This is a genomic window from Streptomyces sp. WY228, assembly GCF_019287315.1.
GTDB lineage: Bacteria > Actinomycetota > Actinomycetes > Streptomycetales > Streptomycetaceae > Streptomyces > Streptomyces caviscabies.
This window is the reverse complement of sequence record NZ_CP079114.1, coordinates 1,221,327-1,242,253: the sequence shown is the minus strand read 5'-3', so window position 1 is coordinate 1,242,253 and position 20,927 is coordinate 1,221,327. Positions and strand designations below refer to the sequence as shown.

The following is a 20,927-nucleotide window of genomic DNA, read 5'->3' as shown; positions in this document are numbered from 1 at the left end:
GCTCCCGGGTACCCCGGATCCGCACGAGGAGCGCTCTTGCCAGACGAGGCCCAGTCAGCCGCCGCCCCGCAGCCCGACAAGCCCGTGGCGGCCCCCGCCACGCCGCAGAAGGCCGCGCCCTCGAACGCGCCGAAGCCCGCGCCCCCCGGGCCCGCCGCTGACGCCGCGCGCCCCCCGGCCGCCGCGAAGCCCGCCGAGCCCACCGCTCCCGCGAAGCCCGCGGAGTCGGCCGCTCCGGCCAAGCCCGCGGCACCCGAGGCCCCGGAGCCGGCCGGAACCGGCAGCCCGGCGCAGCCGCCGGCCAGGAAACCGGCCGCCGCCGCGCCCAAGCCCCCGCCGCCCGGACCCCCCGCGAAGGCCGCGGCCTCCACCGGGTCCGCCTCCCGCAGCGGCGGCTCCTCCAACCGGGTGCGGGCCCGCCTCGCCCGACTGGGCGTACAGCGCTCCAGCCCGTACAACCCGGTCCTGGAACCCCTCCTGCGGACCGTCCGGGGCAACGACCCCAAGATCGAGACGGCCACGCTCCGCCAGATCGAGAAGGCGTACCAGGTCGCCGAGCGCTGGCACCGCGGCCAGAAGCGCAAGAGCGGCGACCCTTACATCACCCACCCGCTGGCCGTCACCACGATCCTCGCCGAGCTCGGCATGGACCCGGCGACGCTGATGGCGGGGCTGCTGCACGACACCGTCGAGGACACCGAGTACGGCCTGGACACCCTCAAGCGCGACTTCGGCGACCAGGTCGCCCTGCTCGTCGACGGCGTCACCAAGCTGGACAAGGTCAAGTTCGGCGAGGCCGCGCAGGCCGAGACCGTACGCAAGATGGTCGTCGCCATGGCCAAGGACCCCCGGGTCCTGGTCATCAAGCTCGCCGACCGCCTGCACAACATGCGCACCATGCGCTATCTCAAGCGGGAGAAGCAGGAGAAGAAGGCCCGCGAGACGCTGGAGATCTACGCCCCGCTGGCGCACCGGCTGGGCATGAACACCATCAAATGGGAGCTGGAGGACCTCGCCTTCGCGATCCTCTACCCCAAGATGTACGACGAGATCGTCCGCCTCGTCGCCGAGCGGGCCCCCAAGCGCGACGAATACCTCGCCATAGTGACCGACGAGGTCCAGTCCGACCTGCGCGCCGCCCGCATCAAGGCCACCGTCACCGGCCGCCCCAAGCACTACTACAGCGTCTACCAGAAGATGATCGTGCGAGGCCGCGACTTCGCCGAGATCTACGACCTGGTCGGCATCCGCGTCCTCGTCGACACCGTCCGCGACTGCTACGCGGCGCTCGGCACCGTCCACGCCCGGTGGAACCCGGTGCCCGGACGGTTCAAGGACTACATCGCGATGCCCAAGTTCAACATGTACCAGTCACTGCACACCACGGTGATCGGTCCCAGCGGCAAGCCCGTCGAGCTCCAGATCCGTACGTTCGACATGCACCGCCGCGCCGAGTACGGCATCGCCGCCCACTGGAAGTACAAGCAGGAAGCCGTCGCGGGCGCCTCCAAGGTGCGCACCGACGTTCCCAAGAACACCGGCCGCGGCCAGGACACCGTCAACGACATGGCGTGGCTGCGCCAGCTCCTGGACTGGCAGAAGGAGACCGAGGACCCCGGCGAGTTCCTGGAGTCCCTGCGCTTCGACCTCTCGCGCAACGAGGTCTTCGTCTTCACGCCGAAGGGCGACGTGATAGCGCTGCCCGCCGGCGCGACCCCCGTCGACTTCGCGTACGCCGTCCACACCGAGGTCGGCCACCGGACCATAGGAGCACGCGTCAACGGGCGGCTCGTCCCGCTCGAATCGACGCTCGACAACGGCGACCTGGTCGAGGTCTTCACCTCCAAGGCGGCCGGCGCCGGACCCTCCCGGGACTGGCTCGGCTTCGTCAAGTCGCCGCGCGCCCGCAACAAGATCCGTGCCTGGTTCTCCAAGGAGCGCCGCGACGAGGCCATCGAGCAGGGCAAGGACGCCATCGCGCGCGCCATGCGCAAGCAGAACCTGCCGATCCAGCGCATCCTCACCGGCGACTCGCTGGTCACCCTCGCCCACGAGATGCGCTACCCGGACATCTCCTCGCTGTACGCGGCGATCGGCGAGGGCCATGTCGCCGCCGCCGGCGTCGTACAGAAGCTGGTGCAGGCGCTCGGCGGCCACGACGAGGCCAACGAGGACATCGCCGAGTCCACCCCGCCCTCGCACGGCGGCCGCAGCAAGCGCCGCGCCAACGCGGACCCCGGCGTCGTCGTCAAGGGCGTCGAGGACGTCTGGGTCAAGCTGGCCCGCTGTTGTACGCCCGTTCCCGGCGACCCGATCATCGGCTTCGTCACCCGGGGCAGCGGCGTCTCCGTGCACCGCGCCGACTGCGTCAACGTGGAGTCGCTCTCGCAGCAGCCCGAGCGGATCCTGGAGGTCGAGTGGGCCCCCACCCAGTCCTCGGTCTTCCTGGTCGCCATCCAGGTCGAGGCGCTGGACCGCTCCCGGCTGCTCTCCGACGTCACCCGGATCCTCTCCGACCAGCACGTCAACATCCTCTCGGCGGCCGTCCAGACCTCCCGCGACCGGGTGGCCACCTCGCGCTTCACCTTCGAGATGGGCGACCCCAAGCACCTGGGCCACGTCCTGAAGGCCGTACGCGGCGTGGAGGGCGTCTACGACGTCTACCGGGTCACCTCGGCCCGCAGGCCCTAGCAGCGCATACGGAAGGGGCCCCGGTACGCAGCGCGTACCGGGGCCCCTCCTTCGTGCGGCGGGTCTCAGCCGCCGAACTCCTCCAGGCCCTTGAGCGCCTGGTCCAGCAGCGCCTGCCGGCCCTCCAGCTCCTTGGCCAGCTTGTCCGCACGGGCGTTGTTGCCCTGGGCACGCGCCGTGTCGATCTGGCCGCGCAGCTTGTCCACGGCGGCCTGGAGCTGACCGGTCAGACCCGCGGCGCGGGCCCGCGCCTCCGGGTTCGTCCGGCGCCACTCGGACTCCTCGGACTCCTGGAGCGCCCGCTCCACCGCCTGCATCCGGCCCTCGACCTTCGGGCGGGCGTCACGCGGTACGTGCCCGACGGCCTCCCAGCGCTCGTTGATGGACCGGAACGCGGCCCGGGCCGCCTTGAGGTCCTTCACCGGCACCAGCTTCTCGGCCTCGGCGGCGAGCTCCTCCTTGAGCTTGAGGTTCTCGCCCTGCTCGGCGTCCCGCTCCGCGAAGACCTCGCCGCGGGCGGCGAAGAAGACGTCCTGGGCGCCGCGGAAGCGGTTCCACAGGTCGTCCTCGGACTCGCGCTGGGCGCGGCCCGCCGCCTTCCACTCGGTCATCAGGTCGCGGTAGCGCGCCGCCGTGCCCGCCCAGTCCGTGGAGCCGGACAGCGCCTCGGCCTCGGTGACCAGCTTCTCCTTGGCCTTGCGGGCGTCCTCGCGCTGGGCGTCCAGCGCGGCGAAGTGCGCCTTGCGCCGCTTGGAGAACGCCGAGCGGGCGTGCGAGAAGCGGTGCCACAGCTCGTCGTCCGACTTGCGGTCGAGGCGGGGGAGACCCTTCCAGGTGTCCACCAGCGCCCGCAGCCGCTCACCGGCCGACCGCCACTGCTCGCTCCGCGCCAGCTCCTCGGCCTCGGCGACCAGCGCCTCCTTGGCCTGCTTGGCCTCGTCGGTCTGCTTGGCCTTGAGGACCTTGCGCTCCTCGCGGCGCGCCTCGACCGTCGAGACGAGCGCGTCCAGCCGCTTGCGCAGCGCGTCGAGGTCGCCCACCGCGTGGTGCTCGTCGACCTGCTGCCGCAGATGGTCGATCGCCGTCGTCGCGTCCTTGGCCGACAGGTCGGTGGTCTTCACCCGCCGTTCGAGGAGGCCGATCTCGACCACAATGCCGTCGTACTTGCGCTCGAAATAGGCCAGAGCCTCCTCGGGGGAACCGGCCTGCCACGATCCGACGACCTGCTCGCCGTCGGCTGTACGCACGTACACGGTGCCCGTCTCATCGACGCGGCCCCACGGGTCGCTGCTCACAGCGCCTCCTCCACCTGATACCTGCGAGGGGGTTCGCCCCCCGGGCATCGTCCACAGTTTCCTGGGGCGGGCCTCGCCCGCCCTGCACAACGCCAATCTAGGCGACCGGCCACCCGGCTGTCCGCACTCAGCACGGCCGAAATTCTCCGCTCCGGCCCGGGGCGGTCGCCTGCCCCGCCGGTGGCCGTCCGGCCGGTCGCCGTCCTGCCGCTTCCGTCCCGCCGGATCAGTCCTTCTCGACCGAAGCCTTCTCGATCGTCACGGCCTTCTTCGGGGCGCCGTCGCCCGCACCGCCCTCGACACCGGCTTCGCCGACCTTCTGGACGGCCTTCAGCGAGGCGTCGTCCATCGTGCCGAACGGGGTGTAGGTGGGCGGGAGCTTCGTCTCCTTGTAGACCAGGAAGAACTGGCTGCCGCCGGTGCCGGGCTGGCCGGTATTGGCCATCGCCACCGTGCCCGGGGGGAAGGACACCGTGCCGTCGGCGCCCGCCTTGCCGAGTGCGTCCAGGTTCTCGTCCGGGATGTTGTAGCCCGGGCCGCCGGTGCCGTCGCCCTTCGGGTCGCCGCACTGGAGCACGAAGATGCCCTGAGTGGTCAGCCGGTGGCACTTGGTGGCGTCGAAGTAGCCCTTGTCGGCGAGCGCCTTGAAGGAGTTCGTCGTCTCCGGGGTCTTCGCCGCGTCCATCGAGAACGCGATGTCGCCCTGGCTCGTCTTGAGCGACATCGTGTACGTCGCCTTCTTGTCGATCTTCATCGGAGGCGTGGGAGCCTTGCTCTCGCTCTCCGAAGGCTCCGGAGCCGGGCTCTGGCTCGCCGCGGCATCGGTCTTCTTGTCCTTGTCGTCGTCCTTGCCCGACACGACGAACGCGCTCACGCCCACGACGGCGACCACGGCCACCGAGGCCGCGACGATCGCGGTGATGCGCCTGGTCCTGCGGCGGGCCTCCTCCCGGCGCTTCTGCTGGCGCTCGAACTTCTCCCGGGCGAGCTGCCGCCGCCGCTGTTCGCTGCTGGACACCGGTTGGGCTCCTTGTTACGTCGTGAAATGAGGGCCTGAGTTGCCCGTACCGTATATGGGTTACCTGTGTCATGAGGAGCGCCGGTAGGCTCTGATCTGCCGCATCCGCCGCTGCGGCCGCATCCTCCGGACGAACATTAAGGACGATCGTGCTCATTGCCGGGTTCCCCGCCGGGGCCTGGGGGACCAACTGCTATCTGGTCGCCCCCGCCGCCGGTGAGGAGTGCGTGATCATCGACCCGGGCCACCAGGCCGCCCAGGGCGTCGAGGAAGCGCTGAAGAAGCATCGGCTCAAGCCCGTCGCCGTCGTGCTCACCCACGGCCATATCGACCATGTCGCCTCGGTCGTCCCCGTCTGCGGCGCCCACGACGTCCCCGCCTGGATCCACCCCGAGGACCGCTACATGATGAGCGACCCGGAGAAGGCGCTGGGCCGCTCGATCGGGATGCCGCTCATGGGCGAGCTGACCGTGGGAGAACCGGACGACGTCAAGGAGCTGACCGACGGCTCGAAGCTGACCCTGGCCGGTCTGGAGTTCGGTGTCTCGCACGCGCCCGGCCATACCAAGGGGTCGGTGACGTTCGGGATGCCCGAGGCCGCGGACGTTCCGCCGGTCCTCTTCTCGGGCGACCTGCTCTTCGCCGGCTCCGTCGGACGCACCGACCTGCCCGGCGGCGACCACGCCGAGCTGCTCGAGTCGCTGGCCCGTGTGTGCCTGCCGCTCGACGACTCGACCGTGGTGCTGTCCGGCCACGGCCCCCAGACGACCATCGGCCGCGAGCGCGCCTCCAACCCCTTCATGAACGGGCTGGACGCGGCGCCGCGCCGAGGACTGTAGACGAGAGACGTAATCACGTGAGCACCTTTCAGGCCCCCAAGGGCACGTACGACCTGACCCCGCCCCGTTCCGCGACGTTCCTGGCGGTGCGCGAGGCCATCGCGGCCCCGCTGCGGGACTCGGGCTACGGCTACATCGAGACGCCCGGCTTCGAGAACGTCGAGCTGTTCGCGCGCGGTGTCGGTGAGTCCACCGACATCGTCACCAAGGAGATGTACACCCTCACCACCAAGGGCGGCGACCAGCTGGCGCTGCGCCCCGAGGGCACCGCCTCCGTGCTCCGCGCGGCCCTGGAGGCCAACCTCCACAAGGCGGGCAACCTCCCCGTCAAGCTCTGGTACTCCGGCTCGTACTACCGCTACGAGCGCCCGCAGGCGGGCCGCTACCGCCACTTCTCGCAGGTCGGCGCCGAGGCCATCGGCACCGAGGACCCGGTCCTGGACGCCGAGCTGATCATCCTCGCCGACCAGGCGTACCGCTCGCTGGGCCTGCGGCAGTTCCGCATCCTGCTGAACTCGCTGGGCGACAAGGAGTGCCGCCCGGTCTACCGCGAGGCGCTCCAGACCTTCCTGCGCGACCTCGACCTCGACGAGGAGACCCGCCGCCGCATCGAGATCAACCCGCTGCGCGTCCTGGACGACAAGCGGGCCGACGTACAGAAGCAGCTCACCGACGCCCCGAAGCTCCGCGACTACCTCTGCGACGCGTGCAAGGCGTACCACGAGGAGGTCCGCGCGCTGCTGACGGCCGCCGGAGTCGTGTACGAGGACGACGAGAAGCTGGTGCGCGGCCTCGACTACTACACCCGTACGACCTTCGAGTTCGTCCACGACGGTCTCGGCTCGCAGTCCGCGGTGGGCGGCGGCGGCCGCTACGACGGCCTCTCCGAGATGATCGGCGGCCCCGAGCTGCCGTCCGTCGGCTGGGCGCTCGGCGTGGACCGCACGGTCCTCGCGCTGGAGGCCGAGGGCATCGAACTCGACCTGCCCTACGCCACCAGCGTGTACGCGGTCCCGCTCGGCGAGGAGGCCCGCCGGGTGCTGTTCGGCGTGGTCACCGGGTTGCGCCGGGCGGGCATCGCCGCGGACTTCGCGTTCGGCGGCCGCGGGCTGAAGGGCGCGATGAAGAGCGCCAACCGCTCGGGCGCGCGCTACGCCCTGGTCGCGGGCGAGCGCGATCTCGCCGAGGGCGTCGTCCAGCTCAAGGACATGGAGTCCGGCGAGCAGAGCGCGGTGCCGCTGACCGAGGTCGCGGCCGAACTGGCGAAGCGCCTCGGCTGACCGAGCCGTGAACGGGGCGCGGGCGGCAGGACTCCAGGTCCCGCCGCCCGCGCCTTTTCCGTCCGCTCACAGCAGCCCGTGGCGCATCGCCCCCGTCACCGCGGCGGTCCGGTCGCCGACGCCCAGCTTGCCGAAGACCCGCAGCAGATGGGTCTTCACCGTCGACTCGCCGATGAACAGCCGCCGCCCGATCTCCGCGTTGGTGCACCCCTCCGCCACCAGCCGCAGCACCTGCGTCTCGCGCTCCGAGAGCCGGGGCACCTCCGGCGCTTCGCGCAACTGGTCCACCAGCCGGGTCGCCACCGTCGGCGCGAGCACGGTCTCGCCCCGGGCCGCGGCCCGGATCGCGTCCGCCAGCTCCGCCCGGCCCAGGTCCTTGAGCAGATAACCGGACGCGCCGGCCTCCACCGCGCGCAGGATGTCGCCGTCGCTCTCGTACGTGGTCAGCACGACGACCCGGCACGGCAGCCCGGCCGCACGGATCCGGCGGATCGACTCGACGCCCCCGCCACCCGGCATCCGCAGGTCCATCAGCACGATGTCCGGCAACAGTTCGGCGCAGAGCGCCTCGGCGCGCGGACCGCTGGACGCCTCGGCCACGACCTCCAGGTCCGGCTCGGCGTCCAGCATCCCGCGCAGCCCCTCCCGTACGACGGGGTGGTCGTCGGCCAGCAGGACTCGGATCATCACAGATTCCTTCCAGGTGTGCTGGTGGCGCCCACGGACGGGACGGCCGGAGGCAGCGGCAGGGTCACGGTCACCGAGGTCCCGGCGCCCGGCGCACTGCGGATCGCCGCGCCGCCGCCCGCCTCCTCGGCCCTGGCCCGTACACCGTCGAGGCCGTAGCCCTCGCGTGGCGCCCGGGGGTCGAAGCCGCATCCCTCGTCCCGTACGGACAGGGTCAGGGCGTCGGAGGCGTACGTCAGCACGACGGCCACCGGTGCGGACGGGCCCGCGTGTTTACGGGTGTTGGCGAGGGCCTCCTGACAGGCGCGCAGGACGACGACCTCGTACGCGGTCGGCAGCGGGCGGACGCCGCCGGTCACCGTCAGCGCGGCCGGGGCGCCGGTCTGCGCGGTGTGCCGGTCGGTCAGCCGGTTCAGGGCGTCCGCCAGCGAGTTGCCCGCCAGGTCGGCCGGTGAACCGCCGGCCACCAGCGCCCGTGCCTCGGCGAGGTTCTCCCGCGCGGTGCGGGTCATCAGCGCCACGTGGAGCCGGGCCTGCGGCAGATCGTGCTCCAGCTCGGACTCGACGGCCTGGGAGAGCATCAGCAGGCTCGTGAAGCCCTGGGCCAGCGTGTCGTGGATCTCCCGCGACATCCGCTCCCGCTCCGCCAGCGCCCCGTGCGCCGTGGACAGCCGGGCGATCTCCTCACGGCCCGCCTCCAGTTCGGCGATCAGCGCGGCCCGCTCGCGGCTCTGGGCGATGATCCGCATCGTCCACCGGCCCAGGAACGCGCTGAACGCGAAGGTCGCCACCGCCAGCAGCAGCCGGAACGCGGCCTCGCCCGCCGTCGGATGCCACAGCAGCGTCCAGCCGACGAACGGCACCGCGCCCATACCGCCCAGCACCCACAGCGCGTCCCGCAGCCGCAGCAGCATGAAGCACTGCGGGGCCAGCGCGAACGTGACCAGCTGCGTCTCGCCGACCAGCATCGCGGTGGGCAGGAAGAGCAGCAGCGCTCCCACCACATAGCGGCGGGCCGGCCCCTCGGACCCGCTGTCGTCCAGCATGGCCGGCCGGCCGACCAGGACGTACCACGGCAGATTGAGCGCCACGATCGCGGCCGCCGCCGCCCGGACCGGCCACGACGGCTCGGCGGCCCCCAGCACCACGGCGAGGGTGACCGCCCAGACGACGGCGAAATACCCGTCCCAGGGAGGCAGCGACCGGACCCAGACGTCGGAGTCACGAGCCCCGCCCGCTCCGGTCAGCCGTCGCGCCGGCTCTTCCAGCGGAACGTCAGCAGACACAGCAGCAATCCTCCGATGCACCACGCGCCCAGCACCAGGGCGATCCGTCCGAACTCCCAGCCGCCCGCCTGCTCCAGCACGGCGGCCGACTCGGGCAGAAAGACCCCGCGAAAGCCCTGGCACATCCACTTCAGCGGGAACAGGGCGCCGATGTTCAGCATCCAGTCCGGGAGTTGGCTCGCCGGGATGTAGACGCCGGAGATGAACTGGAGCACCAGGAACGGCAGGATGACCACCGAGCCCGCGCTCCGGCCCGACCCGGGCAGACTGCTGATCGCGATGCCGAGCAGCGCGCAGGCCGCCGTCCCGAGCAGGAAGATCCAGCCGAACGTCAGCCAGGTGGACACGTCCCCGGGCAGCTCAAGATCGTACAGTCCCACCCCGACCGTCAGCAGGACGGCCGCCTCCAGGGCCCCGGTGACCAGGACCAGCCACACCTTTCCCAGGAAGTACGCGGCGGGCGGCATCGGTGTGGAGATCAGCCGGCGCAGCAGCCGCTCGTCGCGCTCGATCGCGATGGAGATGCCGAGCGACTGGAAACTGGTCGCCATGATGCCCGCCCCGAGCATCGCGGCCACATAGATCTGTGAGACGGGGACCTCGCCGTCCGCCAGGTCACCGCCGAAGATCGAGGCGAGCAGCATCAGGAGGACGACGGGGAACGCGAGCGAGAAGACGACCTGGTCGCGCAGGCGGAAGAACTGCTTCAGTTCCAGCCCGCCGCGCAGTAGACCCAGGCGCCACGCACCGGGCAGGCCGGTGGTGTCCCGCGCGGTCATCGGACGGCCTCCGACTGCCCGGTGAGCCGCAGATAGACGTCTTCGAGCGTGGGCCGGGTGACCAGCAGCCCCGGGACCTCGCCGCCGAAGCGGTCGGCGAGCGCGGTGACCGTACGCGTCGGCGTCCCGGTCTCCTCGGAGCGCGGCGATCCGTCGGGCTCCGTCCACCGGACCGTGGCGCGGGTGCCGTACCGGGCCCGCAGCTCCTCAGGAGTTCCCTCGGCGACCGCGGCGCCCGCGGCGACGACCACGAGCCGGTCGGCGAGCGCCTCGGCCTCCTCCAGGTAGTGCGTGGTCAGGAGGATGGTGGTGCCGCCGTCCGCGAGCAGCCGGATCAGCTCCCAGAACTGCCGCCGGGCCGCCGGATCGAAACCGGTGGTCGGCTCGTCGAGCAGGAGGAGTTCGGGGGAGCCGATCACCCCGAGCGCCACATCGAGACGGCGGCGCTGACCGCCGGAGAGGGCCTTGGTCCGGGATCCCGCTTTCGCCTCCAGACCGACCAGGGCGATGGTCTCGTCGGGGTCGCGCGGGTGCGGGTAGTAGCGGGCGAAGTGCCGGACCGTCTCCCGTACCGTCAACTCGGCGGGCGCGGATTCATCCTGCCAGACGATCCCGACCCGGGACCGTTGACGGCGGTCGGCCGTCGCGGGGTCGACGCCGAGGACCTCCACACGGCCGCCGTCCCGGTCCCGCTGCCCCTGGAGCACGCCCACGCAGGTGCTCTTCCCGGCACCGTTCGGACCGAGGAGTCCGCACACCTCGCCGCGCCGGATGCCCAGGTCCAGGCCGTCCAGCGCGGTCACGCCGCCGTATCGCTTGCGCAGTCCGCGCACGTTCACCACGAGTTCCGTCATGGGTCCGAGCATCCCGTGGGAGCGGCGTTCCGCTGCCCACCGGACGTACACCTTTATGTCCATCGAACGGTTGACCCGTACAGGGGTGCGGCACAATGACCTTGCCCGGCTGACCACTCGGTGACGGAACGGCGATATGACGACTGCTGCGGTAGACCACGACCTCTCCTCCGACCAGGACGAGGGCGGCGGCAAGCGCACCTTCGGGGCCGGACGCGGTCTCGCCCTGCTCCTGGTGATCACCGGCGCGGCCGGACTGCTGGCCTCCTGGGTCATCACGATCGACAAGTTCAAGCTGCTGGAGGACCCCTCCTTCACCCCCGGCTGCAGCCTCAACCCCGTCGTCGCCTGCGGCAACATCATGAAGAGCGAGCAGGCCTCGGCCTTCGGGTTCCCCAACCCGATGCTGGGCCTGGTCACGTACGGCATGGTCATCGCGATCGGCATGGGCCTGCTCGCCGGCGCCCGCTACCGCGGCTGGTTCTGGCTCGGGCTGAACGCCGGGACGCTGTTCGGCGTCGGCTTCTGCACCTGGCTCCAGTACCAGTCGCTCTACAACATCAACTCGCTCTGCCTGTGGTGCTGCCTGGCCTGGGTCGCCACCATCGTCATGTTCAGCTACGTGACCACGCACAACGTCAAGCACCGCATCCTCCCGGCCCCGGCCTGGCTGCGCAGCGGGCTCACCGAGTTCCCCTGGGTGCTTCCGGTGCTGTGGATCGGGATCATCGGCATGCTGATCCTGACCCGCTGGTGGGACTTCTGGACCAGCTGAGCAGGACCCATGGGGTACCCCGGCCCCGGCGGCGCTGTCAGTGGGGTCGCATAGGCTTCATGACGTGGAGCCCGACCTCTTTACCGCAGCCGCCGAAGACCGCCAGGAGAAGGACCCGTCCAGCAGCCCCCTCGCTGTCCGGATGCGGCCCCGCACCCTCGACGAGGTCGTCGGCCAGCAGCATCTGCTGAAGCCGGGCTCGCCGCTGCGCCGGCTCGTCGAGGGGAGCGGCGGTCCGGCCGGCGCGTCGTCGGTGATCCTCTGGGGCCCGCCCGGCACCGGCAAGACGACCCTGGCGTACGTGGTCAGCAAGGCCACCAACAAGCGCTTCGTGGAGCTCTCCGCGATCACCGCGGGCGTCAAGGAGGTCCGGGCCGTCATCGAGAGCGCGCGCCGCGCCACCGGCGGCTTCGGCAAGGAGACCGTCCTCTTCCTGGACGAGATCCACCGCTTCTCCAAGGCCCAGCAGGACTCCCTGCTCCCCGCCGTGGAGAACCGCTGGGTGACGCTCATCGCCGCCACCACGGAGAATCCGTACTTCTCCATCATCTCCCCGCTGCTCTCGCGCTCCCTGCTGCTCACCCTGGAGCCGCTGACCGACGACGACCTGCGCTCGCTGCTGCGCCGGGCGCTGACCGGCGAGCGGGGTCTCGGCGGTGCGGTCACCCTGCCCGAGGACGCCGAGGCGCATCTGCTGCGGATCGCGGGCGGTGACGCGCGCCGGGCCCTGACGGCGCTGGAGGCCGCGGCGGGCGCGGCCATCGCCACGGGGGAGGCGGAGATCACCCTGGAGACGGTGGAGGCGACCGTCGACCGGGCCGCCGTGAAGTACGACCGTGACGGCGACCAGCACTACGACGTGGCCAGCGCGCTCATCAAGTCGATCCGCGGCTCCGACGTGGACGCCGCTCTGCACTACCTGGCCCGGATGATCGAGGCGGGGGAGGACCCGCGGTTCATCGCCCGGCGGCTGATGATCTCGGCCAGCGAGGACATCGGCCTGGCCGATCCCACCGCGCTGCCGACCGCCGTGGCCGCCGCCCAGGCGGTGGCCATGATCGGTTTTCCGGAGGCGGCGCTGACCCTCAGCCACGCCACCATCGCGCTGGCGCTCGCGCCCAAGTCCAACGCGGCGACGCTGGCGATCTCCGCGGCGCAGGAGGACGTCCGCAAGGGGCTCGCGGGCCCCGTCCCGGCCCATCTGCGCGACGGTCACTACAAGGGCGCGGCCAAGCTCGGCCATGCCCAGGGCTATGTCTATCCGCACGACGTGCAGGGCGGCATCGCCGCCCAGCAGTACGCCCCGGACGCGGTCCGCGACCGGCGGTACTACACCCCCACCCGTTACGGCGCCGAGGCGCGGTACGCGGACGTCGTCGAGCGGGTCCGCGAACGCCTGGGCCGCTCCGGCGAGAGCGGCGAGCAGACGTAGAGGTGCTCGAGCCGCCCGGTCAGGAGGCGGCCGCCTCGAAGAGGGCGTGCATGGCGCGGCGCAGCTCGGTGACATCGCGCACCGGCTCCGGGAACTCGAAGCGGGCGTCGAAGCAGGACCCCTGGCCCTCGACGAAGCGGACCCGCAGCCCGAAGCGGTCCAGCGCCACCGGCACGGCCCTGGGCCGGTGGGCGGAGCAGGCGCGGGCGGTGCGCTCGCCCAGCAGTCCGCACAGGGTGCGCATCTGCTCGTCGTGGGCGGAGTGCAGATGCTGCAGCAGTTCCGCCTCGTGGAAGGCCAGCGGGTCGGGGGCCGCGTCGCGGAAGTCCTCCGCCTCGATGTCCTCGGCGCCCCAGAGGTCGTCCACGTACGCCTCGCCGAACTCCAGGCGCAGCATCATCCGGCCGGGCTCGGCGAGGCCGGGCACGGAGGTGAGCCAGCCGGAGACCCACGCGCGGCCACGGATCCGGTGCGGTACGGAGACCGGAGCGACGTCCGTGATCTCCAGCACGGCGGTCAGCTCGTCGCCCTGCGCGTGGGTCGCGGCCCGGACCGCCGGGGAATCCGCGGGGAATTCGAGGAACAGATCGCCCTCGGGTCCCACACTCCTGCTGTCCGGGACCAGCGGCTCCGCACGGGCCAGATCGAGCCCCGGTACGACGAGCAGCGCGGAGCAGGTACTCTGTACGAGAGTTCGTGTGCGTTCGGCTGCTGACGGCATCCGAGTGTTTTCTAGCCCGCTGGGACGCGGCTGACCACGATCTGATCGGCCTTCCGTCGTAGCAGCATCCTCCTCTGAGGTGCTGCCGCTGTCTGTGCTGTCCGTGACGTGAGTGGTGTTCCCAGGGCGAGACATGCGATCTCCTTGAGTAAGGTAAGCCTAACCTAACCTACAACGGAGGTCTGGAGAACGTGCCTAACCAGTCGCGTCCCAAGGTCAAGAAGTCGCGTGCCCTCGGCATCGCCCTGACGCCGAAGGCTGTCAAGTACTTCGAAGCTCGTCCGTACCCGCCGGGCGAGCACGGCCGTGGCCGCAAGCAGAACTCGGACTACAAGGTCCGTCTGCTGGAGAAGCAGCGCCTGCGTGCGCAGTACGACATCAGCGAGCGCCAGATGGCGCGTGCCTACGACCGCGCCAAGAAGGCCGAAGGCAAGACGGGCGAGGCGCTGGTCGTCGAGCTCGAGCGTCGCCTCGACGCCCTGGTCCTGCGTTCGGGCATCGCCCGCACCATCTACCAGGCCCGCCAGATGGTCGTCCACGGCCACATCGAGGTCAACGGCGGCAAGGTCGACAAGCCGTCCTTCCGCGTGCGCCCGGACGACATCGTCCAGGTCCGCGAGCGCAGCCGCTCCAAGGTCCCCTTCCAGGTGGCCCGCGAGGGTGGCTACGACACCGAGGGCGAGACCCCGCGCTACCTCCAGGTGAACCTGAAGGCCCTGGCCTTCCGCCTGGACCGGGACCCGAACCGCAAGGAGATCCCGGTGATCTGCGACGAGCAGCTCGTCGTCGAGTACTACGCCCGCTGATCCAGGCGTAGCCGCTCTCACCAGCGCTCCGGCCCGCCCCTCCCGATCATCCGGGAGGCGGCGGGCCTTCGCGTTCCCCCGGGGCCGGGTCCGGGTCCGCCCGGCGCCCCGCCGCCCGCGCCCGGCGCGTCCACCGACGAGCCCGGTCCGCCCGCCAGCGCCCGGGCCACCGCGGTGTCCGGATCCAGCCGCCGGCCCGCCCGCAGCCCTTCCTCGTACGCCGCGTTCCCCAGCTCCCGGCGCGCCTGCTCCTCGCACTCCGCCCGCGGCCGCCCGTAGAACGCCGAGCCGAACAGCCGCAGACCCACCGAGGGCCAGATGCCCTCCGCCGCGCCCTGGAGCACGGCGGCCTCCTCGGCGTCCCCCTCCGCCGCCGTCACCAGGGCCAGCAGCTCCAGCGACAGCACCGTGCCGAGCAGATCGTTGAAGGTCCGGCCGATCGTCAGACACTCCCCGAGCATCTGCCGCGCCCGGGCCGGCCGCCCACGCCGCAGCGCCGCGTACGCGAGGACGTACAGCGCGTACGCCAGCGCCCACCGCTCCCCGTGGTCCTCGCAGATCTCCCGGACCTCGTCGCAGATCACCGCCGCCGCTTCCAGATCGCCGAGGAACGCCACCGCCATGGCCAGCTCGACCTGTGCCATCAGCACATTGCTGTTCAGCTCGCCGACCTCGCGGTACCGGCCGAGGGCGTCGCGCAGCAGCTCCTCGGCCCGCTCCATGTCGTCCGTCACGATCGCCAGACACCCCGTGCGGTGCACCGCGTACGCCAGCGCCGTCGCGTCCCCGGTCCGCTCGGCCTCCTCCCGGCACTCCTGGAGCGCCGAGATCGCGCCGACCGCGTCGCCCTGCAGCACCGCCACATAGCCCAGCACCCACAGCACCTTCAGCCGCGCGGCATCGTGCGGGGTCGGCTCCTCCAGGACGTGGTCCAGCCAGTGCCGCCCCTCGGACAGCCGGCCGCAACCGGTCCAGTAGAACCACAGCGTGCCCGCCAGATGCTGTGCCAGATGCACCTCGTCGGGGCTCTCCATCGAACATTCCATCGCCCGGCGGAGATTGGGCAGCTCGCTGTCGATCCGCGCCGCCACCTCCGCCTGGCGGGGGCTGAACCAGTCCAGCTCGCACCAGGTCGCGAGCCCCAGGAACCAGTCCCGGTGCCGCCGTCGCAGCCGCTGGGCGTCCCCGGTGGCCGCCAGCCACTGCGCCCCGTACTCGCTGACCGTGTCCAGCAGCCGGTAGCGGGCGCCGGCCGGCCCGTCCTCGCGCTCCACCACCGACTGGGCGATCAGCTCGTCCAGCACATCGAGCACCGCGTCGGCCGGCAGATCCGCCCCGCCGCAGATGTACTCCGCGGCCTCCAGGTCGAACTGCCCGGCGAACACCGACAGCCGCGCCCACAGCAGCCGCTGCTCCGGCGTGCACAGCTCATGGCTCCAGCCGATCGCCGTACGCAGCGTCTGGTGGCGCGGCGGCGCACCGCGACGGCCGCCGGTCAGCAGCCGGAACCGGTCGTCCAGCCGCAGCAGCACCTGCTCCACCGAGAGGGCGCGCAGCCGCCCGGCCGCCAGCTCCAGGGCCAGCGGAATCCCGTCGAGACGGCGGCAGAGCTCCAGCACGGTCGTCCGCTCGCCCGCCGTCGGCCGCCAGCCCGGCCGCACCCCGCGCGCCCGTTCGGTGAAGAGCTCCACCGCGTCCTCGTCGGACATCGGTGCGAGCGGGTACGTCCGTTCCCCGTCCACCCGGAGCGGGCAGCGCCCGGCCGCGAGCACCTGGAGGCGCGGCGCCCGGCGCAGCAGTTCGGTGACGAGATCGGCACAGGCGTCGACGAGGTGCTCGAAGCCGTCGATCACCAGCAGCGTCCGGCGCTCGGAGAGGTGTTCGACGAGGACGGCGCGGGGCGGCCTGCTGGTGTGGTCGGTCAGGCCCAGCGCGTCGACCAGGGCGTGTTCCAGCAGGTCGGGGTGGCGTACGGCGGACAGCTCGGCCAGCAGGACCCCGTCGCAGTACCGTTTCTCCCGCAGGGCGGCGACCCGGGTCACGCACCGGGTCTTGCCCACGCCCGCCACCCCGGCGACGGTCACGAGCCGGGACTCCTCCAGCAGTCCGCCCAGCTCGGTCAGTTCGTCCTCACGTCCCACGAACGGGTTCAGTTCGGCCGGGAGATCGCCGGGCACGGCCGGGCGGCGGGCGTCCGGATCATCGGGATGAGGGGAGGGGTCCTGCAGGCGTCGCATGAAACACGCAGAGTACTGGCTTGAAAGCTCTCCGTACAATCGCGTAAGACAACTCCCGCCCCGCCCGCGGGGAATGCGGTAGGGGAGGAGATGCGCGGCGCGATAGGCTCGTGGAACAAGGCCCGGCAGGGCCCGAGCGACGAGCAGAGAGCGGTGCACAGTGTCCGGTGGAGAGGTGGCCGGGATCCTCGTGGCCGTCTTCTGGGCGATCCTGGTCTCGTTCCTCGCCGTGGTGCTGGTGAGGCTCGCCCAGACGCTCAGGGCGACCACCAAACTCGTGGCGGACGTGACCGACCAGGCCGTTCCGCTGCTGGCCGACGCCTCGGCGACGGTGCGCTCCGCGCAGACCCAGCTGGACAAGGTCGACGCCATCGCGAGCGACGTCCAGGAGGTCACCTCCAACGCCTCGGCGCTCTCCACCACCGTCGCCTCCACGTTCGGCGGCCCCCTCGTCAAGGTCGCCGCCTTCGGCTACGGCGTACGGCAGGCACTCGGCCGCCGCACCACGCCGGAGCCCGAACCGGAGCGCGCGCGGGGCCGTGGCTCCGCCCGCCGCACGGTGATCGTCGGCCGGACCGTACCCTCGGCGCGCGGACGCAGGCGCGAACGCCGAAACGCCCGCGGACAGAAGGACTGATCGAGCGATGTTCCGCCGCACGTTCTGGTTCACCGCCGGCGCAGCCGCCGGTGTGTGGGCCACCACCAAGGTCAACCGCAAGCTCAAGCAGCTGACCCCCGAAAGCCTCGCGGCGCAGGCCGCGGACAAGGCGATCGAGGCCGGTCACAAGCTCAAGGACTTCGCCCTCGACGTACGGGAGGGCATGGTCCGCCGCGAAGCCGAACTGGGCGGCGCCCTGGGCCTGGACGCACCGGTCGACCCCGATCTTCCCGTACAGCGGCACTTCGCCGTCGAAGCGGCCGAGCCCGCGAACACGTACCGCACACTTCCCTACAAAACGAACAACCGGAATGAGGACCACTGATGGAGTCGGCTGAAATCCGCCGCCGCTGGCTGAGCTTCTTCGAGGAGCGCGGTCACACCGCCGTGCCTTCGGCGTCGCTCATCGCGGACGACCCGACTCTGCTGCTGGTCCCCGCGGGCATGGTCCCCTTCAAGCCGTACTTCCTCGGTGAGGTCAAGCCGCCCGCCCCGCGCGTCACCAGCGTGCAGAAGTGCGTGCGTACGCCGGACATCGAAGAGGTCGGCAAGACGACCCGGCACGGCACCTTCTTCCAGATGTGCGGCAACTTCTCCTTCGGGGACTACTTCAAGGAAGGCGCCATCCAGCTCGCCTGGGAGGCGCTGACCAACTCCGTGGAGGACGGCGGCTACGGCCTCGACCCCGAGAAGCTCTGGATCACCGTCTACCTCGACGACGACGAGGCCGAGCAGATCTGGCGCGACAAGATCGGCGTCCCGGCCGAGCGCATCCAGCGCCTGGGCAAGAAGGACAACTTCTGGTCCATGGGCGTCCCCGGACCCTGCGGCCCCTGCTCCGAGATCAACTACGACCGCGGCCCCGAGTTCGGCGTCGAGGGCGGCCCGGCCGTCAACGACGAGCGCTACGTGGAGATCTGGAACCTGGTCTTCATGCAGTACGAGCGCGGCGCCGGCGACGGCAAGGAGGACTTCCCGATCCTCGGGGACCTGCCGTCGAAGAACATCGACACCGGTCTCGGCCTCGAACGCCTCGCCATGATCCTGCAGGGCGTACAGAACATGTACGAGACCGACACCCTGCGCGTCGTCATGGACAAGGCCACCGAGCTGACCGGCGTCCGGTACGGCGCCGACAAGAGCACGGACGTTTCGCTCCGCGTCGTCGCCGACCACATCCGTACGTCGGTGATGCTCATCGGCGACGGCGTCACCCCCGGCAACGAGGGCCGCGGCTATGTGCTGCGCCGCATCATGCGCCGCGCCATCCGCAACATGCGCCTGATGGGCGCCACCGGCTCCGTCGTCAACGAGCTGGTCGACGTCGTGATCAACACGATGGGCCTGCAGTACCCGGAGCTGATCACCGACCGCAAGCGCATCGAGACGGTCGCGCTCGCCGAGGAAGCCGCCTTCCTCAAGGCCCTCAAGGGCGGCACCAACATCCTGGAGACCGCCGTCACCGAGACCAAGGCCGCCGGTGGCCAGGTCCTCGCCGGCGACAAGGCGTTCCTGCTCCACGACACCTGGGGCTTCCCGATCGACCTGACCCTGGAGATGGCCGCCGAACAGGGGCTCTCCGTGGACGAGGACGGCTTCCGCCGCCTCATGCAGGAGCAGCGCGACAAGGCCAAGGCCGACGCCCGCGCCAAGAAGACCGGTCACGCCGACCTGTCCGCCTACCGCGAGGTCGCCGACACCTCCGGCGCCACCGAGTTCACCGGCTACACCTCCACCGCAGGCGAGTCCACCATCGTCGGCCTGCTGGTCGACGGGGTGCCCTCGCCCGCCGCCACCGAGGGCGACGAGGTCGAGGTCGTCCTGGACCGCACCCCCTTCTACGCCGAGGGCGGCGGCCAGCTCGCCGACACCGGCCGGATCCGGCTCGACACCGGCGCCGTGATCGAGGTCCGCGACGTGCAGAAGCCGGTCCCCGGCGTCCACGTCCACAAAGGCGTCGTCCAGGTCGGCGAGGTGACGGTCGGAGCCTCCGTCTTCGCCTCCATCGACAACACCCGCCGCCGCGCCATCGCCCGCGCCCACAGCGCCACCCACCTCACGCACCAGGCGCTGCGCGACGCGCTCGGCCCGACGGCCGCCCAGGCCGGCTCCGAGAACTCGCCGGGCCGCTTCCGCTTCGACTTCGGTTCGCCCGCCGCCGTTCCCGGCACGGTCCTCACCGACGTCGAGCAGCGGATCAACGAGGTCCTCTCGCGGGAACTCGACGTCCAGGCCGAGGTCATGTCCATCGACGAGGCCAAGAAGCAGGGCGCCATCGCCGAGTTCGGCGAGAAGTACGGCGAGCGGGTCCGCGTCGTCACCATCGGCGACTTCTCCAAGGAGCTGTGCGGCGGCACGCACGTCCACAACACCGCCCAGCTGGGTCTGGTGAAGCTGCTCGGCGAGTCCTCCATCGGCTCCGGCGTGCGCCGCATCGAGGCCCTCGTCGGTGTCGACGCGTACAACTTCCTCGCCAAGGAGCACACGGTCGTCGCCCAGCTCCAGGAGCTGGTCAAGGGCCGTCCCGAGGAGCTTCCGGAGAAGATCGCGGGCATGCTCGGCAAGCTGAAGGACGCCGAGAAGGAGATCGAGAAGTTCCGCGCGGAGAAGGTCCTCGCGGCCGCCGCCGGGCTCGTCGAGTCCGCCAAGGACGTCCGCGGCGTCGCCCTGGTCACCGGCCAGGTCCCCGACGGCACCTCCGCCGACGACCTGCGCAAGCTGGTCCTGGACGTACGCGGACGCATCCAGGGCGACCGCGCGGCCGTCGTGGCCCTGTTCACCACGGCCAACGGCCGTCCGCTCACCGTCATCGCCACCAACGAGGCGGCCCGCGAGCGCGGCCTCAAGGCCGGTGACCTCGTGCGTACGGCTGCCAAGACCCTCGGCGGCGGTGGCGGCGGCAAGCCGGACGTCGCCCAGGGCGGCGGCACGAACCCGGCCGCCATCGGCGACGCCGTCGCCGCGGTCGAACGCCTCGTCACCGAGACGGCGTGACGAGCGGGATGACGGAGATGCGCCGCGGCCGACGGCTCGCCGTCGACGTCGGGGACGCCCGGATCGGGGTCGCCTCGTGCGACCCCGACGGGATCCTGGCCACACCGGTGGAGACCGTGCCGGGACGCGATGTCCCGGCCGCCCACCGGCGGCTCCGCGGACTCGTCGAGGAGTACGAGCCGATCGAGGTCATCCTCGGCCTGCCGCGCTCCCTCGGCGGCGGCGAGGGGCCCGCGGCCGCCAAGGTCCGGGAGTTCGCGCAGGTGTTCGCTCGTTCGATCGCGCCCGTTCCGGTGCGACTGGTGGACGAGAGGATGACCACGGTGACGGCCGCTCAGGGGATGCGCGCCTCGGGCGTGAAGTCCAAGAAGGGCCGGTCCGTCATCGACCAGGCTGCCGCTGTGGTGATCCTCCAGAACGCTCTGGAGTCCGAACGGGCGTCTGGCAATCCCCCCGGTGAGGGCGTCGAAGTGGTTGTCTGATCGCGATACGGTAACGTTCCGCGCGATGCGGCGGTGTTCGAACAAACACCGCACAGCGAAGCGAAGAGACGGAACGTCGTCTCGCGGCTCTAG

General features: G+C 71.3%; 18 protein-coding genes. 10 read left to right on the top strand and 8 right to left on the bottom strand.

The annotated features are described in order from the left end of the window. The first annotated feature begins 36 nt into the window (after nucleotides 1–36). The gene (locus KV381_RS05070) at nucleotides 37–2,691 is read left to right on the top strand and encodes a bifunctional (p)ppGpp synthetase/guanosine-3',5'-bis(diphosphate) 3'-pyrophosphohydrolase (protein WP_030085935.1); all 2,655 of its coding nucleotides are present in this window, start codon (nucleotides 37–39) and stop codon (nucleotides 2,689–2,691) included. Nucleotides 2,692–2,756: 65 nt separating this feature from the next. Here KV381_RS05070 and KV381_RS05065 read toward each other — a convergent pair whose 3' ends face one another. After that, nucleotides 2,757–3,986, bottom strand: coding sequence for a DUF349 domain-containing protein (locus KV381_RS05065; protein ID WP_218784736.1), 1,230 nt, complete (start codon nucleotides 3,984–3,986; stop codon nucleotides 2,757–2,759). 226 nt (nucleotides 3,987–4,212) lie between these two features. Further along, the gene (locus KV381_RS05060; RefSeq protein ID WP_030085939.1) at nucleotides 4,213–5,004 is read right to left on the bottom strand and encodes a peptidylprolyl isomerase; all 792 of its coding nucleotides are present in this window, start codon (nucleotides 5,002–5,004) and stop codon (nucleotides 4,213–4,215) included. 149 nt (nucleotides 5,005–5,153) lie between these two features. On the opposite strand from KV381_RS05060, the gene KV381_RS05055 reads away from it, so the two are divergent. Together KV381_RS05055 and hisS are read left to right on the top strand one after the other, a co-directional pair. Then, the gene (locus KV381_RS05055) at nucleotides 5,154–5,843 is read left to right on the top strand and encodes an MBL fold metallo-hydrolase (RefSeq protein ID WP_030085941.1); all 690 of its coding nucleotides are present in this window, start codon (nucleotides 5,154–5,156) and stop codon (nucleotides 5,841–5,843) included. Nucleotides 5,844–5,860: 17 nt separating this feature from the next. Next, entirely contained in the window at nucleotides 5,861–7,123 is a 1,263-nt protein-coding gene (gene hisS / locus KV381_RS05050; RefSeq protein ID WP_086777285.1) for a histidine--tRNA ligase, read from the top strand. A 66-nt stretch (nucleotides 7,124–7,189) separates the two neighbouring features. Here the strand turns inward: hisS and KV381_RS05045 are convergent, their stop codons facing one another. Genes KV381_RS05045 through KV381_RS05030 form a run of 4 tightly spaced genes read right to left on the bottom strand, consistent with a single transcriptional unit; the run spans nucleotide 7,190 to nucleotide 10,729 of the window. After that, the gene (locus KV381_RS05045) at nucleotides 7,190–7,810 is read right to left on the bottom strand and encodes a response regulator transcription factor (protein ID WP_030633275.1); all 621 of its coding nucleotides are present in this window, start codon (nucleotides 7,808–7,810) and stop codon (nucleotides 7,190–7,192) included. Beyond that, a complete protein-coding gene (locus tag KV381_RS05040) occupies nucleotides 7,810–9,096 on the bottom strand; it encodes a sensor histidine kinase (protein ID WP_193464055.1) in 1,287 nt (428 codons plus the stop codon). The genes KV381_RS05045 and KV381_RS05040 overlap by 1 nt, the downstream gene beginning before the upstream one ends. Beyond that, nucleotides 9,054–9,875, bottom strand: coding sequence for an ABC transporter permease (locus KV381_RS05035; protein WP_030633270.1), 822 nt, complete (start codon nucleotides 9,873–9,875; stop codon nucleotides 9,054–9,056). Before KV381_RS05035 ends, KV381_RS05040 begins: the two co-directional genes overlap by 43 nt. Beyond that, nucleotides 9,872–10,729 (bottom strand): ABC transporter ATP-binding protein, encoded by an 858-nt coding sequence (locus KV381_RS05030; protein ID WP_107058025.1) that lies wholly within the window; start codon nucleotides 10,727–10,729, stop codon nucleotides 9,872–9,874. Before KV381_RS05030 ends, KV381_RS05035 begins: the two co-directional genes overlap by 4 nt. Before the next feature lie 136 nt (nucleotides 10,730–10,865). Between KV381_RS05030 and KV381_RS05025 the strand changes: the two genes are divergently transcribed. Both KV381_RS05025 and KV381_RS05020 read left to right on the top strand, forming a co-directional pair. After that, nucleotides 10,866–11,504: a vitamin K epoxide reductase family protein gene (locus tag KV381_RS05025; protein ID WP_030085949.1), complete on the top strand. Its 639-nt coding sequence runs from the start codon at nucleotides 10,866–10,868 to the stop codon at nucleotides 11,502–11,504. Between the two features lie 64 nt (nucleotides 11,505–11,568). Then, entirely contained in the window at nucleotides 11,569–12,936 is a 1,368-nt protein-coding gene (locus KV381_RS05020; RefSeq protein WP_030085951.1) for a replication-associated recombination protein A, read from the top strand. 19 nt (nucleotides 12,937–12,955) lie between these two features. Here KV381_RS05020 and KV381_RS05015 read toward each other — a convergent pair whose 3' ends face one another. Beyond that, nucleotides 12,956–13,657 carry a DUF2470 domain-containing protein gene (locus KV381_RS05015; protein ID WP_030633266.1) on the bottom strand — a complete coding sequence of 234 codons (702 nt, stop codon included), beginning with the start codon at nucleotides 13,655–13,657 and terminating at the stop codon, nucleotides 12,956–12,958. A 191-nt stretch (nucleotides 13,658–13,848) separates the two neighbouring features. Between KV381_RS05015 and rpsD the strand changes: the two genes are divergently transcribed. Next, nucleotides 13,849–14,463 (top strand): 30S ribosomal protein S4, encoded by a 615-nt coding sequence (gene rpsD / locus KV381_RS05010; protein WP_006123201.1) that lies wholly within the window; start codon nucleotides 13,849–13,851, stop codon nucleotides 14,461–14,463. 17 nt (nucleotides 14,464–14,480) lie between these two features. Here rpsD and KV381_RS05005 read toward each other — a convergent pair whose 3' ends face one another. After that, nucleotides 14,481–16,700, bottom strand: coding sequence for an AAA family ATPase (locus tag KV381_RS05005; RefSeq protein WP_030633264.1), 2,220 nt, complete (start codon nucleotides 16,698–16,700; stop codon nucleotides 14,481–14,483). Between the two features lie 175 nt (nucleotides 16,701–16,875). Here KV381_RS05005 and KV381_RS05000 point away from each other — a divergent pair, with 175 nt between their 5' ends. The 4 genes from KV381_RS05000 to ruvX are packed head-to-tail and all read left to right on the top strand — an operon-like array spanning nucleotide 16,876 to nucleotide 20,834. Then, nucleotides 16,876–17,337, top strand: coding sequence for a DUF948 domain-containing protein (locus KV381_RS05000; RefSeq protein ID WP_030085955.1), 462 nt, complete (start codon nucleotides 16,876–16,878; stop codon nucleotides 17,335–17,337). Nucleotides 17,338–17,344: 7 nt separating this feature from the next. Continuing rightward, complete coding sequence (locus tag KV381_RS04995; protein ID WP_030085957.1) at nucleotides 17,345–17,683, top strand: DUF6167 family protein; 339 nt, start codon at nucleotides 17,345–17,347, stop codon at nucleotides 17,681–17,683. Further along, nucleotides 17,683–20,352 (top strand): alanine--tRNA ligase, encoded by a 2,670-nt coding sequence (gene alaS, locus KV381_RS04990; protein WP_030085959.1) that lies wholly within the window; start codon nucleotides 17,683–17,685, stop codon nucleotides 20,350–20,352. The genes KV381_RS04995 and alaS overlap by 1 nt, the downstream gene beginning before the upstream one ends. A gap of 8 nt (nucleotides 20,353–20,360) precedes the next feature. Then, nucleotides 20,361–20,834 carry a Holliday junction resolvase RuvX gene (gene ruvX, locus KV381_RS04985; RefSeq protein WP_030085960.1) on the top strand — a complete coding sequence of 158 codons (474 nt, stop codon included), beginning with the start codon at nucleotides 20,361–20,363 and terminating at the stop codon, nucleotides 20,832–20,834. Nucleotides 20,835–20,927: the final 93 nt, after the last annotated feature.

What these genes read in the sequence shown, in the direction of transcription:
- KV381_RS05030 (WP_107058025.1), bottom strand. Translation starts at nt 10,729, where the DNA reads ATGACGGAACTCGTGGTGAACGTGCGCGGACTGCGCAAGCGATACGGC.
- alaS (WP_030085959.1), top strand. Translation starts at nt 17,683, where the DNA reads ATGGAGTCGGCTGAAATCCGCCGCCGCTGGCTGAGCTTCTTCGAGGAG.
- KV381_RS05025 (WP_030085949.1), top strand. Translation starts at nt 10,866, where the DNA reads ATGACGACTGCTGCGGTAGACCACGACCTCTCCTCCGACCAGGACGAG.
- KV381_RS05015 (WP_030633266.1), bottom strand. Translation starts at nt 13,657, where the DNA reads ATGCCGTCAGCAGCCGAACGCACACGAACTCTCGTACAGAGTACCTGC.
- ruvX (WP_030085960.1), top strand. Translation starts at nt 20,361, where the DNA reads ATGACGGAGATGCGCCGCGGCCGACGGCTCGCCGTCGACGTCGGGGAC.
- KV381_RS05005 (WP_030633264.1), bottom strand. Translation starts at nt 16,700, where the DNA reads ATGCGACGCCTGCAGGACCCCTCCCCTCATCCCGATGATCCGGACGCC.
- KV381_RS04995 (WP_030085957.1), top strand. Translation starts at nt 17,345, where the DNA reads ATGTTCCGCCGCACGTTCTGGTTCACCGCCGGCGCAGCCGCCGGTGTG.
- KV381_RS05035 (WP_030633270.1), bottom strand. Translation starts at nt 9,875, where the DNA reads ATGACCGCGCGGGACACCACCGGCCTGCCCGGTGCGTGGCGCCTGGGT.
- KV381_RS05045 (WP_030633275.1), bottom strand. Translation starts at nt 7,810, where the DNA reads ATGATCCGAGTCCTGCTGGCCGACGACCACCCCGTCGTACGGGAGGGG.